The sequence below is a fragment of the Streptococcus phocae genome (assembly GCF_001302265.1).
Classification (GTDB): Bacteria; Bacillota; Bacilli; order Lactobacillales; family Streptococcaceae; genus Streptococcus; species Streptococcus phocae.
On record NZ_LHQM01000007.1, the window covers coordinates 1 to 14,244 of the forward strand.

Sequence of the window (14,244 nt, forward strand, 5' to 3'; positions counted from 1 at the left end):
GGTTTCTAGTTTGTTTTTTGTTAAGAGAGATGACTTTGTTTACTCTAGTCCAACTTGTGACATTTCTGTCAATTGGTCATTTTCAAAAGACAAAGAAATATTAGCACCGTTGATATGGGTTTTTAAGCCACTAATCCAAATAGCTTGGAGACTTTCCTTATCACTAGATGACGCTTGACTATAGTTGTCTGGCTCTGTCAATAGCTTTTTGACCTCTGCATAAGTCATTCCTTTTTGCAGCTTCTTGTATTCTTTTTGAGATAGTTTTAAATCTCTCTGAAAGGCAAAATTAGCTATGGTTTTAAGGATACTACTATTTTCATACAAATCTATAGTTACTGCTACCTGATCAAACTTCCAAACATAAGAATCTAGTGACACATTTCCAGCTGGTCTGGTACTGTGTGAGGCAGGTTCTCCAAAAATATCAGTTAGTTCTTCTAGTGTTGTCCCCCCCGTAAAACCAGAATCAGCCTTTGCCAAGGTCACTTTTTCAAACTTAGCCCGAATGTCCTGATGCTCTGCTTGTTTAACCTGAACCTGGGGAGCCTTTTTTGCCTCCTTATGATCACTAACTTTTGACGAAGAACAAGCAATCAGCAATATAGCAAAGACAGGAAGGCTTAACAAAAAGATTATTTTTTTAAATGTCATAACGATATAACTTTCTATTTTCTAGGTTGAAGCTATTATACCATATTTATGCATGATAAATAATATGAGATAAGAAGAATATTGGATAACTAAAAAAACCTTGCAAGCAAGGCCTTTTGTAAGTATCGATGGAGCTGGTGGGAGTCGAACCCACGTCCAAACATCTGCCAACACATTTGTCTACAACCATAGGTTATGTTTTTCATTTAACAACTTAGCGACACATAACTCAAGCCTCTAAGATGCGAGTCTATTGATCTCTTTTTAAATTACTAGACAACAATTTAAACGTAGCCTGCTATTTTGAGACTTTTATCAAGACACAAGCAATCTTGTAAAAGTCACGCTAACTGGTTTTTAGGCAGCTAAAGCGTAAGATTGTGTATTTTTTGCAGTTATATTTAACTGGCATTTTACATCTGCCGATGAGTTGCAAAACATGCCTCATAATGCCTGTCGAATCCGTAACAACCCCTAAACATAATAACTATACTTACTTAATATATTATATCAAAAAGCTACTAAAATTGCAAAAAAATCCTTTAGAGTGCAAAAAAAGAGGAACCCAAAGTTCCTCCTCGTTAATCAATAGGGTCAGTAAACTCTATTAATTTTATAATTATAATTCAATATCTCCGAAAAGATCAGCCATTGAAAATCCAGTTTGAGTTTCTGGAAGTTCATAATCGCGTCTTGCTTCACGTTTTGGACGTTTTGGACGTGATTGACGTTTTTCGTCTTTGTTGTCGTTTTCAGCTTGTGCTGGACGCTCTTCCAAAGCTTTGATTGAAAGTGATACACGTTCATCAGCAGCATTAACTTCAAGAACTTTAACAGTTACTTCTTCACCAACAGAAAGCACATCTTTTGGATTTTCAACACGTTTGTGTGAAATTTGCGAGATGTGAACAAGTCCATCAATACCTGGCAATACTTCAACGAAAGCACCAAAGTCTGTCAAACGTTTTACTTTACCTTCAATAACATCACCTTGTGCTAGTTTTTGCTCAACGCCATCCCATGGCCCAGGTGTTGTTGCTTTAAGTGAAAGTGATACGCGTCCTGCTTCTTCGTCAATTGAAAGAACTTTAACATCAACTTCTTCACCAACAGATACCACTGATTTAGGTGAAACGTTACGCTCATGAGATAATTCTGTTACATGGACAAGTCCATCAACACCACCAAGGTCGATAAAAGCACCAAAGCTAGTCAAACGAGCTACAGTACCAGTAACTACTGAACCCTCTGAAAGTTTAGAGAACACTTCGTTACGTGCTTCTTTAGCAGCTTCTTCGATAACTTCGCGACGTGATAAGATAAAGCGATTTTCTGCTGCATCAACTTCTTTGATTTTAGCATCAAATTCTTGACCAACAAACTTTTCTGTGTTGCGTACAAAACGAGTATCAATCATTGAAGCAGGAATAAATCCACGAAGTCCTTCAAATTCGACTGAAAGTCCGCCTTTAACAGCACGAGTACCTTTAACGGTAACAACTTCGCCTTCACGACCGATAAGTTTATCCCAAGCTTTGCGAGCTTCCAAACGTTTTTTAGACACTAGGAAAGTCACTGTATCAGTATCTTTACCTACTACTTGACGAAGAACAAGTACTTCAACTGTGTCGCCAGTTTTAACAAAATCGTTAATGTCAGCATCACGATCGTTAGTCAATTCACGAAGTGTCAAGACACCTTCAACACCAGTACCTTCGATAACAACGTTTGCTTGACCGTTATCAACAGTTAAAACTTCCGCAGTGACAACGTCACCAGGGTTTACTTCGCTAACACTGTTTAGCAAATCTTCAAATTCATTCATTCTAAAAAATCCTCCAACAAAAGCTAGCTTATGCTAGCTTTTGATAACAATATATTTTCTCAAGGTAACCCGCAACGACAACAACTCTTATCTTTGACGGTCTCAGACTAGGCCTGATACCTCTGACTGGGGTAGCTGGATTCGAACCAACGCATGAGGGAGTCAAAGTCCCTTGCCTTACCGCTTGGCTATACCCCATGATGCTTTTTTCTAAGGATAGGAACTAGCCGTTCCTTAAGTGAAGCACTTTTTACCTTAGATATGGAAAGAGAGGGATTCGAACCCCCGAACCCGAAGGAGCGGATTTACAGTCCGCCGCGTTTAGCCACTTCGCTATCTTTCCGTAACAACAAAAACTATTTTATCATAGTTTTTGTAAGCTTGCAAGTATTTTTATAGACTTTTAATGATTCAAATTGTAATTTTCGATAATATTTTCAATAGCCTTCTCTAAGGTTTTAAAAAAAGTATCCACTGAATCATTTTTTAGTACTGCAAACTTATCGTCAAGCTCTGCTATTTCACCAACAACACGTTTTCCAATTTGCAACTGATACCCATCAATTTTAGCCTGGTTAACAGTTACTTTCTGGTCAACGAGCTGAATCTCAATTTTTTTATCCTTTTTACTCATCACTTCACCTCACTTTGTCTATTTTACACAAAATCAAAAAAGCTTGCAAGAGCAAGCTTTAAATTTAATCAACTTTCACAATCCAACCTTCTGGGGCAGGAATATCACCAAACTGGATACCGACTAACTCATCATACAAACGACGTGTAATAGGACCTACCTCTGTTTCGCTATAAAAGACATGCAAGTTGCCACGATAGCTGATGCCTCCAATTGGAGAAATCACTGCTGCTGTACCACAGGCACCTGCTTCGACAAATTTGTCAAGCTGATCAATAGGCACATCACCCTCAATTGCTGTTAAACCAAGTCGCTCTTCAGCTAGTTGAAGCAAGGAATATTTTGTGATTGACGGTAAAATAGATGGGCTTAGTGGCGTGATGAATTCGTTATTAGCGGTGATTCCAAAGAAATTAGCTGCGCCAACTTCTTCAATTTTGGTATGTGTAGCTGGATCTAGATAAATAACATCTGAAAATCCTTCTGATTTTGCTGCTTTACCTGGTAACAAACTACCAGCATAGTTACCTCCGACCTTGGCTGCTCCGGTGCCATATGGTGCTGCTCTATCATAATGTTCCGAAACAATAAAGTTTGTTGGGGCTAATCCCCCTTTGAAATAGCTTCCTACAGGCATGGCAAATACCGTGAAAATATATTCATTGGCAGGTTTTACCCCGATGATGTCTCCCACACCAATCAATAAGGGTCTCAAGTACAAGGTTGCTCCTGTGCCGTAGGGAGGAACAAACTCTTGGTTTGCTTTAACAACCTGCTTAACAGCATCCACAAACTGCTCTGTAGGGACTTGAGGCATCAAGAGTCGATCTGCTGTTGCTTGTAGTCTAGCTGCATTGCGGTCTGGTCTAAATAATTGAATCGAGCCATCTTTTGTCCGATAAGCCTTTAGACCTTCAAAGGCTTGCTGACCGTAGTGGAGAGCTGGTGAGCTTTCTGATATGTGCAAGGTGGCATCTTCAGTGAGATGTCCTGCATCCCATTTCCCATCTTTGTAATGAGAAATGTAACGAAATGGTAGTTTGTGATAGTCAAAACCTAGGTTATCCCAATCAATATCTACTGTCATGTTGTACCTCTTTTCTACTTTTCTCTATTGTAACTTTTTCTAAGCAATTTGCAAGTTTAGCCCACGGCATGATAATACCACCAGCTATTTTAGCTTAGAGCAATTTAGCTGATAGAACCCCCTGATCTGAGATGCTGTCCGAAATAAAGGAACCATTGCTTGTACGCTCTGATAACGGAAGCGTTTCTAAGGAAATCGTGTAATCTTGTCCTGTTTGGCTAATCACTAGTAAAGATTGTGGTTTATGCTCTTGACTAGTGATTTTGGTAAAGAGATCAATTTGGTCAACTGTTGTCTCTGTGGTCACCATATCCGCTAAAAACACTCGGTGAGGCTTAGCTTTTAGTTCTCGTAAAACCAATAAGCCTCGATTCGCTCGACTGGTTTGAGGAATTTCAGAAACGGCTACGCGTTTGAGAGCCCCTCGCTGAGTGAGAACAAAAAACGAGGATGCTGTCACTGGCACGGCTGAGGCTAAGACGTCGTCATCTTTTAGATTGATTGCCTTGACCCCAGCTGTTTTCAAGCCTTGTATAGGAACCTCTTGGCTGGCAAAGCGCAGCGCATAGCCCTGCTGTGTTACCAAAAGAAAATCTTCCATGACAATAGGTCCCACGCTAATAATGTGGTCAGAAGCTCCTTTTAATTTAGCAAACTTGGTTGCTTTAGAGCGATAGGTTCGCCATGGTTGCAACGCTGTTCTCTCAAAGCGTTTGATCACACCTTTTTGAGTGACTGCATAATACAAGCCTTGGTCAAAGGACTGCACAATTTCGGCATATAAAATCGTTTCTTCCGTACTGAAATTATTAATGGTTTGAGACAGGTGTTCGCCAATATCTTTCCAACGTAAATCAGTCAGTTCATGGACAGGACGATATATAGCGTTTCCTAAATTGGTGAAAAGCAACAGATGGTCAGTTGTTTTGGCTTGTTGCACAAATATCAAATCATCATCGTCTCTTTTGCCAACTTCGGCTAGACTAGAGGCATTGAAAGAACGTGGAGTAGTACGCTTTATGTAACCTCCTTTCGTAACACTAACAAAGGTTTCTTCCGCTAATATTAAACTAGCTGAGTCAATTTCAATCACTTGACTCTCTGCTTGTAACTCTGATAAACGTGGGTGATTAAATTTCTTTTTCACCTCTCTAAGCTCTCGCTTCATGACGTTATACATGGTCGTTTCATCGTTGATAATAGCCGACAGCATGGTGATTAGACTTCTCAGTTCTTCTTCTTCTTTTTGAAGGGTCACGATATCCGTATTGGTTAAGCGATAAAGTTGTAAGGTGACAATAGCTTCTGCTTGTTCATCGGAAAATGCATAGCTGACTTTAAGATTGTCTTTTGCATCACTCTTATTTTCAGATGCTCTAATCAGTGAAATCACTTCATCTAAAATCGATAGAACGCGAATAAGCCCTTCAACAATATGGAGCCTTTTCTCAGCTTTTTCTTTGTCATATTTAGAACGCTCTACGATGATTTGTTTGCGGTGGTTAATATAGCTCGATAAAATTTTGTGCAACCCTACTTGTCGTGGGGTAAAATGATCGATTGCAACCATATTAAAATTATAATTGATTTGAAGATCTGTGTATTTCAGCAAGTAATTTAAAATGGTTTGGCTATCGGCATCTTTTTTGAGCTCGATAGCAATACGCAATCCTGTTCGATCGGACTCGTCGCGCACTTCTACAATACCAGGCACTTTATTATTTACTCGAACATCATCGATTTTCTTCACCAAAACAGCCTTATTAACCTCATAAGGGATTTCAGTAACAATAATTTGCTGCTTACCACCTTTTAGCGTCTCTATCTCTGTTCTAGAGCGGACAGCGACACGTCCTTTGCCGGTTTCATAAGCTTTTTTAATCTCATCAGCTCCTTGAATAATCCCACCTGTTGGAAAATCAGGACCAGGCAAAAAGGTCATTAATTTATCAAGGCTGGCTTTTGGGTGGTCAATTAAATGGACCACTGCATCAATAACCTCTGACAGGTTGTGTGGTGGAATATCTGTGGCGTAACCAGCAGAAATCCCTGATGACCCATTGACCAATAAATTAGGGAAAGCTGCTGGTAACACTGTCGGCTCTTTTTCGGTGTCATCAAAATTCCACGCGAAGGGCACGGTTTGTTTCTCGATATCCTGAAGAAGGTAGCCTGAAATCTCAGATAGTCTTGCCTCTGTGTACCTCATAGCCGCTGGAGGGTCACCATCCATGGAACCGTTGTTCCCATGCATTTCAACAAGAATCTCTCTGTTTTTCCAATTTTGGCTCATCCTGACCATAGCGTCATAAATCGAAGAGTCTCCATGAGGATGGAAATTCCCCATGATATTTCCGACTGATTTGGCTGATTTTCGGTAACCTTTTTCAAACGTATTGCCATCTTTATTCATCGAATAAAGAATCCGTCGTTGCACGGGTTTTAAGCCATCACGAATATCTGGAAGGGCTCTTTCTTGGATGATGTACTTGGAATAGCGCCCAAAGCGCTCTCCCATAATGTCCTCAAGGGACATGTTTTGAATGTTAGACATAATTGTAAGAAACACAACCATTAAGCCACAAAAAGTAAACCACCGGATTGTAACCCAATAATAGACTAGTTAAGTGGCAGTTGTGTTTTATTCCTTTCATAATGATGTGTACAGAGTTGTAACAAAACCTCATGAATCACTAGAAGCATCTGACTGGCTGATGCTAAGCAGATACCTGTAGACTTTTTGGGTCCACTGGACTAAACCATCTCCGTCATACTCTAAGTAATGGACATTTGTAGCTAATTGTTTGGGAATACTTTTGCTAAACGCAAGAGCATTGGCTTTTGGTATGATGCAAGCTGTCATAAGCTCTAGGGGGACTTGGTGCTTGATCTTTGCTGGGTGATACCCATCAAAAATATAATGATCCAAAGCGATTAATTGGCTATAAGCGTAGTGAAAGCTGACGCCTGGGATAAACTCGTCTTCTAGTTCTTTTTGATTAGGAAGCCGTCCTAATAATCGCTCCATGGCTAATCGATAACCTGAAGTAGTATTAGACCACCCAAACATCACATAATCAAAATAATCTACAGGATCTCCTGCTGCATTTCGACTACTGTTGACCAATTCCTGTCCAGTAAGTTGAAACGCTTTAACTGCTGATAAAAGGCTTCCTGTCTTAAAAATAGCGATAGCCGTGCTAACGGTACAGGTATGACTTAGATAGTCTGAATAAACAAGCTGTCCATCACTATCAAAAGTTGCTGCAACAGCTTTTTGACTAGGGGTGAAAGGATGTGTCGCCTGATATTTTTGTAAATAATCGTTTATCTGAGTCAAGATAGTTGTGTTATCACAGCACAGTTTTGTTAGCCGATTGTGCCTTTTTTCATAGACTAAAAATAGCGCTATTTTTTCTAACTCAAAAGGCTGTATCCGTGGGTAATCTTCTAACGCAAAGTGATAAATGCCATCCCACTGGATGCTGTAATCGTTCTGGCAAATGTTTAATATCATCCAAAATTCCTCGATACAAATGAGCAATCTACTTATCTTTTTAGGGTTACTTTAAAAAACTGTGTTTTCTTCTAGTGTGAAGGTGACGTTATCTTCAATCCACTGGCGACGTGGGGCAGCTTTATCTCCCATAAGAACAGACACGCGCCGCTCTGCTCTTGCTAAATCATCAATGGTTACACGAATTAAGGTTCTTGTTTCCGGATTCATAGTGGTTTCCCAGAGCTGATCCGCGTTCATCTCACCAAGTCCTTTATAGCGTTGTAACATAGCCGTTTTACCATATTCTTTACGCAGTTCTTCTAACTCACCATCCGTCCACGCATAGGAGATTTTTTCTGATTTTCCTTTGCCTTTTGACATCTTGTATAAAGGTGGCAAAGCAATGTAAACATGCCCCTTATCAACTAACGGTCTCATGTAGCGGTAAAAGAAGGTTAGTAGCAGGGTTTGAATGTGCGCTCCGTCGGTATCTGCATCGGTCATGATAATCACTTTGTCATAATTAATGTCGTCAATGTTGAAATCAGCCCCTACACCCGCACCTATGGTGTAGACCATCGTGTTGATTTCTTCATTTTTCAAAATATCCGCCATCTTTGCTTTTTCAGTGTTAAGAACTTTGCCTCGTAATGGCAAGATGGCTTGGAATTTACGGTCACGTCCCTGTTTGGCAGATCCTCCGGCTGAATCTCCTTCGACTAAGTATAGCTCATTCTTTTTAGGATTTTTGGATTGAGCTGGAGTTAGTTTTCCTGAAAGGAGTCCTTTATCTTTTTTGTTTTTCTTACCATTTCGAGAGTCATCTCTAGCTTTTCGGGCAGCTTCTCGGGCATCTCTAGCTTTAATGGCTTTACGAATAAGGTTGGATGCCAGTTCTCCGTTTTCCAATAAGAAAAAGGTTAATTTCTCAGAAACAATGCTATCGACAATAGGTCTAGCCAAAGGACTTCCTAGTTTGTCTTTGGTCTGTCCTTCAAACTGCAAATGCTGTTCGGGCACTAAAATAGATAGCACCGCTGACAAACCTTCGCGATAATCCGACCCTTCTAGATTTTTATCTTTTTCTTTTAAGAGATTGGTCTTTCTAGCATAGTCATTCATGGCTTTGGTAATGGCTGATTTCAACCCTGTTTCGTGACTACCGCCATCTTTTGTTCTGACATTATTCACAAAAGATAAAATATTGTCTGAAAAACCATCATTATACTGCATGGCCACTTCGACTTGAAAATCTTGGTCTTGACCTTCAAAATAGATGACCGGTGTCAAGGTGTCCTTGTCTTCGTTTAAGTAAGCCACGAAATCTTGAACCCCATTTTCATAATGAAATTCCTCAACAACTGGGTGTTCTCCACGCAAATCGGTCAAGGTCATTTTGACATTTTTCAATAGAAAAGCAGATTCTTTTAAGCGTTCTGCAATCGTGTTAAATTTGAAATCTGTCGTTGAAAAAATTCCCTTATCAGGCATAAAGGTCACTACTGTACCAGATTTTGATTTGGGTGCAGTACCAATTTTTTTGAGTGTTGTCGCAGGTTTACCACCATTTTCAAAGCGTTGTTTATAAACAGCACCATCTCTAGTGATTTCTACCTCAAGCCAAGACGACAAGGCATTTACCACTGAAGAACCTACGCCATGTAGACCTCCTGAGGTTTTGTATCCACCTTGTCCAAACTTTCCACCCGCATGCAAAATGGTAAAAATCACTTGAACTGTTGGAATGCCCATGGCGTGTTGTCCTGTGGGCATTCCTCGTCCACTATCTGAGATGCTGGCAGAGCCATCTTTATTAATGACTACTGCAATCTCGTCACCAAATCCCGAGAGCGCCTCATCGACAGCATTGTCGACAATTTCCCAAATCAAATGGTGAAGTCCTGTTCCGTCTGTTGAGCCGATATACATACCCGGTCTTTTTCGAACCGCATCCAAGCCTTCTAATACTTGAATGGCATCATCATTGTAATTTGTTATTGTTATTTCTTTTTTAGCCAAAATTGACCTCCAGACATTTTCATCTTTTTTATCTTACAAGTTTTTAGAGAATTTTGCAAAGCAATTTGCGATTTTTTCTCAATTCTTTTCAATCAGTAGGTTGTCATTATATGATTATGGTATAATATTGAATATGAAATTGATATTATTACTAACCATTGCTTACTTGCTAGGTTCCATTCCCACAGGTTTGTGGATTGGCCAATACTGTTACAATATTAACCTCAGACATCACGGATCAGGAAATACTGGAACTACCAACACCTTTCGGATTCTAGGTGTCAAGGCTGGAATCGTGACACTCCTTATTGACATCCTCAAAGGAACACTTGCGACTGTTTTACCCATGCTTTTAGGGTTCAACGTGGTGTCTCCAATTACTATTGGTTTTTTTGCCGTTCTTGGGCATACCTTTCCTATCTTTGCTAAATTCAAAGGCGGCAAGGCTGTGGCTACTAGTGCAGGGGTTTTGCTAGGTTTCGCCCCACTTTATCTGCTCTTTTTAGCGCTTGTTTTCCTTTTGGTTTTATACCTCTTTAGCATGATTTCCTTAGCTAGCGTGGCTTCGGCCCTTGTTGCTGTCATAAGCGTTTTAATCTTTCCTGCCTTTGGCTTTTTACTGCCTCACTATCATTTGTTATTAACGGTTACGATTATGCTACTTGCGGCTATAATTATCGTTCGTCACCGAGAAAATATTGAGCGCATCAAACACAAGGAAGAAAATTTAGTCCCTTGGGGATTAAACCTCAGCAATCAAACCACTAAAAAATAAGACTGGCATAACTGTCCAGTCTTATTTTTTAACCTTCATAGACGATTTCACCCTTAGCGATGGTGTATTTGACAACTCCTTTTAAGGTCTCACCGATAAATGGTGAATTGCTAGCTTTTGAAGAAAAAGCTTCTGAAACCACTCTGTCTTCCTGATCAGCAAAAACAACCATATCCGCAGGGCCTTCTTCGGCTAGGTACCCAGCCTCAAACGAATACAAGGACGCAGGGTTGATGGTCATTTTTTCAAGAAGTGACATCAAGCTAAGATGACCAGGCTCCACAAGGTTGGTTAGCCCTAGGGAAAGAGAGGTCTCAAGTCCCGTCATCCCTGATGGGGCCTGAGTGAGATCAGAGACGTTTTTTTCATCTTTGTGGTGAGGGGCGTGATCCGTTGCAATGACAGAAATCACTCCTGAAGCTAAGCCCTCAATCATGGCTAAGCGATCTTTTTCGGTACGCAGTGGAGGATTCATTTTGGCATTTGCCCCTGCCAGCAACAAGAGGTCTTCTGTTTTTGAAAAATGCTGAGGAGAAACCTCTGCAGTTATTTTAGCTCCTAGGCCTTGGGCAAAGGCAACCACTTGGACGGATTCGGCTTTGGAGAGGTGCTGAATGTGCACATGAGCTTGTCTGTCATACGCAATCATCACATCTCTAGCAATCATACTATATTCAGCCACTCCTGTCGCGCCACAAAAATGAAAGTGGTCCTGAGCAATCTGCTCGTTAATTCCTAAAACACCATTTAAATCAGGGTCCTCCTCGTGTAAGGAGATAAAGGTATTGTTTGCAACTGCTAGGTCACAAGCTTTTTTAAGCACTTTAGCACTTTGTAAAGGGATGCCATCATCAGAAAAGCTTACCGCACCGGCTTCTAATAATGCTTTGAAGTCAGTCAATTCTGTACCATTAAAGTTAGTGGTCACACTGGCATTGGTGTAAACATTTATCTTTTCTTTGGCTGCACTTGCTAAAACTTCTTTTAGGGTCTCAACATCTGAAATAACAGGACTCGTGTTAGCCATCATAACAACAGTCGTCACTCCTCCTGCTGCCGCTGCCAATGCGCCTGTATGAATATCTTCTTTGTGCGTCTGACCCGGCTCTCTAAAATGAACATGGATATCAACAAGACCCGGAGCGACAACAAGACCTGTCGCATCAATAACTTGAGCGCCATCAGCGTCAATGTTTGGAGCTATTTTTAGGATTTTACCATCTGATACTAAAACATCAGCAACCTGATCCATTTGCGTTTTGGGATCCATGACACGACCATTTTTAATTAATAACATGACTTCTCCTTTATGTTTCATACCTTAGCTGAGCCAATCAATTGGCGCCATCCCTTCTTGGATTAATAGGGCATTAGTTCGTGAAAATGGCTTGCTCCCAAAAAATCCTCGGTAAGATGATAATGGACTTGGGTGTGGGCTTTCAATAATGTGGTGATGAGATTTTGTAATGAGAGCCTTTTTCTTTCTGGCATAGGCTCCCCATAAAATAAACACGACAGGGCTTTCCTTGGCGTTTAAGGCCTTGATCACAGCATCGGTGAACGGTTCCCAAATCAATCCGGCATGCCCGTTAGCTTTACCAGCAGGGACTGTCAGACAAGCATTTAAGAGCAAAACCCCCTGATTGGCCCAACTGCTTAGATCATGGTGCTGTCGTTGTCCGATATCATCTGCTAATTCTTTTAAAATATTTTGCAACGATGGCGGAGCCGGTATCTCCTCAGGCACTGAAAAAGATAATCCTTGTGCTTGGTTTGGACCATGATACGGGTCCTGTCCTAATATTAGAACCTTGGTGTCTTCTAAGGAAGTAGCCTTTAGCGCGTTAAATACTTTTTCTTTTGGAGGATAAACCACTCCTGAGGCATAAACATCCGTCAAAAAATGATTAATCTGATTATAGTAATGGGGTGGCAAAAATTGTTTGATGGTGTCGTGCCAGGTCGAATGTGTCATGGTGTTCCTTTCTATCGCAATACCAGCAATCCTGTCAATAATAGAGCTCTTTATCTACATAGTTTATCATATTTCATCTCTAAAAACTGACAAAACCATCATATTTTATGTCATTATTCGGATAAAGGCATTGTAAATCACAAAAAGGCTAGCGCAAATCGCTAGCCCTTTTTCTTTTTTATTCTTCGTTGATTCTTAAAAATAATAATCCTACATCAAAACCTCTCTAACAAGACCTGTATCGGCCTCGTTAACCACTAGGAAAATGGTTGCTCCTGATTGCAACATCGTATTTCCTGAAACAACCTGTGATTTTTTGTGATGTATTTGAGTGGTAATCAAGACATTCTTCGGTAATTTCAAATCACGAACATATTGTCCGGCGATTTTTTCACTCACTGGTAGTTCAATCAAAGTAGGCTCTACCAAATCTGTAGGATGCTCAATTTCCATTTTTTCCAACATGGCTTCATAGATGGGTTGACCATTTAGCAAATCCATAATCAGATAAGCAACAAATGCAACAACACCAATAGCCATCAAGGGTTTCAAGTCACCAACCATTTCAGTCACAAGAATCATTCCCGTCAAAGGGGCTTTAGAAATCGCTGCAAAATAACCTGCCATGCCTAATACTAAGAACAGCGGAATAAATTTGCTTTCCAAAAATCCTAACTGATGAAATAATAGTCCAAAGCTAGAACCTGCCAAGGCACCCAAGGTTAAGATGGGAAGAAAAATGCCGCCTGGTAAGCCACTACCATAACTAAACATGCTCACAATGAATCGAATCACAAAAAATAGAATGATTGTCATCAATGGCAAAGGGTGCTCTGATAAAGAGACAATCAACTCATGCCCTCCGCCTAGCAAATGAGGCAAGTAATAGCCGACTGGTAAAATAATAAGAACAGTAATAATGCCATAAAAGTGAGAAGGCAGATGAATGTGTTTGCCAAGAAAATCATACACTTTATGAAAATCTAAGATAACCCACTCATACAGGTAGCCTAAAGCACCTAAAAGAACTCCTAAAATCAATAACATCCAGTACTGATGCAAGCCAAGAAAAGGAATTTCTTTTGGCATGGCTAAAATTGGTCTCAAACCAAAAATGTACAGCGAGATAAAATTAGCTACTAAGCTTGCCACCAAAGCAGTGATCCACACCAAACGTGAAAAATGGTGATAGATTTCTTCAACGACAAATAGCAACCCCGCGATTGGAGCATTGAAAGCTGCGGATAAGCCTGCGGCTGCACCACTAGCTATCAAAACTCTCTTTTCAAGATGACTGGCATTAAGATATTTGGCTAGACCTTTTGCTGACATGGCACCCAGTTGAATGGACGGACCTTCTCTTCCTAGCATGAATCCCATTGAAATCGCAATGGTTCCTCCTAAGAATTTTTTCCAAAGAACACTCCACCAATTTGGAGATACCAGCCCTTTTAATTCTCCCTCGAGGTGTGGAATGCCTGAACCTTTAATGTCAGGGTCTGATTTGACTAATAGCCCGACAACAATTACAGCGACTAGGCTCAAGCAGGCTATAGGAATAAGCAACCACGGATTTTCGTGGGCTTTGTGGTAATAGGAAACGACAAAACTTGCCAAAATTTCAATAAACAAGCGAAAGACGCTAACTACAACACCTGTGATAACACCAACTAAAATACCTCTCCAAACAAAGGCTGTGATTGAATGATTTGAAAAGGTAAATTCATTTTTATGATTTTCCATTTTTCCTCTCTTTCGTTTCGATAAGTTACTCTT

Annotated in this window: 10 protein-coding genes, 2 tRNA genes, 1 other RNA gene and 1 pseudogene; 1 reads left to right on the forward strand and 13 read right to left on the reverse strand. The window is 40.3% G+C overall.

Annotation, left to right across the window (positions count from 1 at the left end; genetic code table 11):
* Nucleotides 1-39: 39 nt before the first annotated feature.
* The 10 genes and pseudogenes from AKK44_RS01830 to parE form a co-directional block, all read right to left on the reverse strand.
* On the reverse strand, nucleotides 40-654 hold the full coding sequence (locus AKK44_RS01830) for a DUF3862 domain-containing protein (RefSeq protein WP_054278264.1): 615 nt from the start codon (nucleotides 652-654) through the stop codon (nucleotides 40-42).
* A 126-nt stretch (nucleotides 655-780) separates the two neighbouring features.
* Nucleotides 781-1,129: a transfer-messenger RNA gene (gene ssrA, locus AKK44_RS08600) on the reverse strand.
* Nucleotides 1,130-1,273: 144 nt separating this feature from the next.
* The gene (gene rpsA / locus AKK44_RS01835) at nucleotides 1,274-2,479 is read right to left on the reverse strand and encodes a 30S ribosomal protein S1 (RefSeq protein ID WP_037594616.1); all 1,206 of its coding nucleotides are present in this window, start codon (nucleotides 2,477-2,479) and stop codon (nucleotides 1,274-1,276) included.
* Nucleotides 2,480-2,605: 126 nt separating this feature from the next.
* Nucleotides 2,606-2,677 (reverse strand) — tRNA-Gln (locus tag AKK44_RS01840).
* Nucleotides 2,678-2,741: 64 nt separating this feature from the next.
* A tRNA-Tyr gene (locus AKK44_RS01845) sits at nucleotides 2,742-2,822 on the reverse strand.
* Between the two features lie 60 nt (nucleotides 2,823-2,882).
* Nucleotides 2,883-3,113 (reverse strand): DUF2969 domain-containing protein, encoded by a 231-nt coding sequence (locus AKK44_RS01850; RefSeq protein WP_037594617.1) that lies wholly within the window; start codon nucleotides 3,111-3,113, stop codon nucleotides 2,883-2,885.
* Nucleotides 3,114-3,177: 64 nt separating this feature from the next.
* Nucleotides 3,178-4,206: pseudogene (locus tag AKK44_RS01855) on the reverse strand (branched-chain amino acid aminotransferase); the annotation flags it as partial.
* A gap of 88 nt (nucleotides 4,207-4,294) precedes the next feature.
* Complete coding sequence (parC, locus tag AKK44_RS01860) at nucleotides 4,295-6,754, reverse strand: DNA topoisomerase IV subunit A (RefSeq protein ID WP_054278322.1); 2,460 nt, start codon at nucleotides 6,752-6,754, stop codon at nucleotides 4,295-4,297.
* A gap of 129 nt (nucleotides 6,755-6,883) precedes the next feature.
* Nucleotides 6,884-7,717, reverse strand: coding sequence for a hypothetical protein (locus AKK44_RS01865; protein WP_054278266.1), 834 nt, complete (start codon nucleotides 7,715-7,717; stop codon nucleotides 6,884-6,886).
* 51 nt (nucleotides 7,718-7,768) lie between these two features.
* Nucleotides 7,769-9,718, reverse strand: a complete 1,950-nt coding sequence (parE, locus tag AKK44_RS01870) for a DNA topoisomerase IV subunit B (protein WP_037594621.1) — start codon at nucleotides 9,716-9,718, stop codon at nucleotides 7,769-7,771.
* A gap of 133 nt (nucleotides 9,719-9,851) precedes the next feature.
* On the opposite strand from parE, the gene plsY reads away from it, so the two are divergent.
* Nucleotides 9,852-10,493, forward strand: a complete 642-nt coding sequence (gene plsY / locus AKK44_RS01875; protein ID WP_054278267.1) for a glycerol-3-phosphate 1-O-acyltransferase PlsY — start codon at nucleotides 9,852-9,854, stop codon at nucleotides 10,491-10,493.
* Between the two features lie 28 nt (nucleotides 10,494-10,521).
* On the opposite strand, the gene AKK44_RS01880 is transcribed toward plsY, so the two are convergent.
* The 3 genes from AKK44_RS01880 to AKK44_RS01890 all read right to left on the reverse strand — a co-directional run bounded on the left by AKK44_RS01880 (nucleotide 10,522) and on the right by AKK44_RS01890 (nucleotide 14,211).
* Entirely contained in the window at nucleotides 10,522-11,790 is a 1,269-nt protein-coding gene (locus tag AKK44_RS01880) for a dihydroorotase (protein WP_054278268.1), read from the reverse strand.
* Between the two features lie 24 nt (nucleotides 11,791-11,814).
* Entirely contained in the window at nucleotides 11,815-12,468 is a 654-nt protein-coding gene (locus tag AKK44_RS01885; protein WP_054278269.1) for a uracil-DNA glycosylase, read from the reverse strand.
* 210 nt (nucleotides 12,469-12,678) lie between these two features.
* Entirely contained in the window at nucleotides 12,679-14,211 is a 1,533-nt protein-coding gene (locus AKK44_RS01890; RefSeq protein ID WP_054278270.1) for a ClC family H(+)/Cl(-) exchange transporter, read from the reverse strand.
* Nucleotides 14,212-14,244 lie beyond the last annotated feature (33 nt).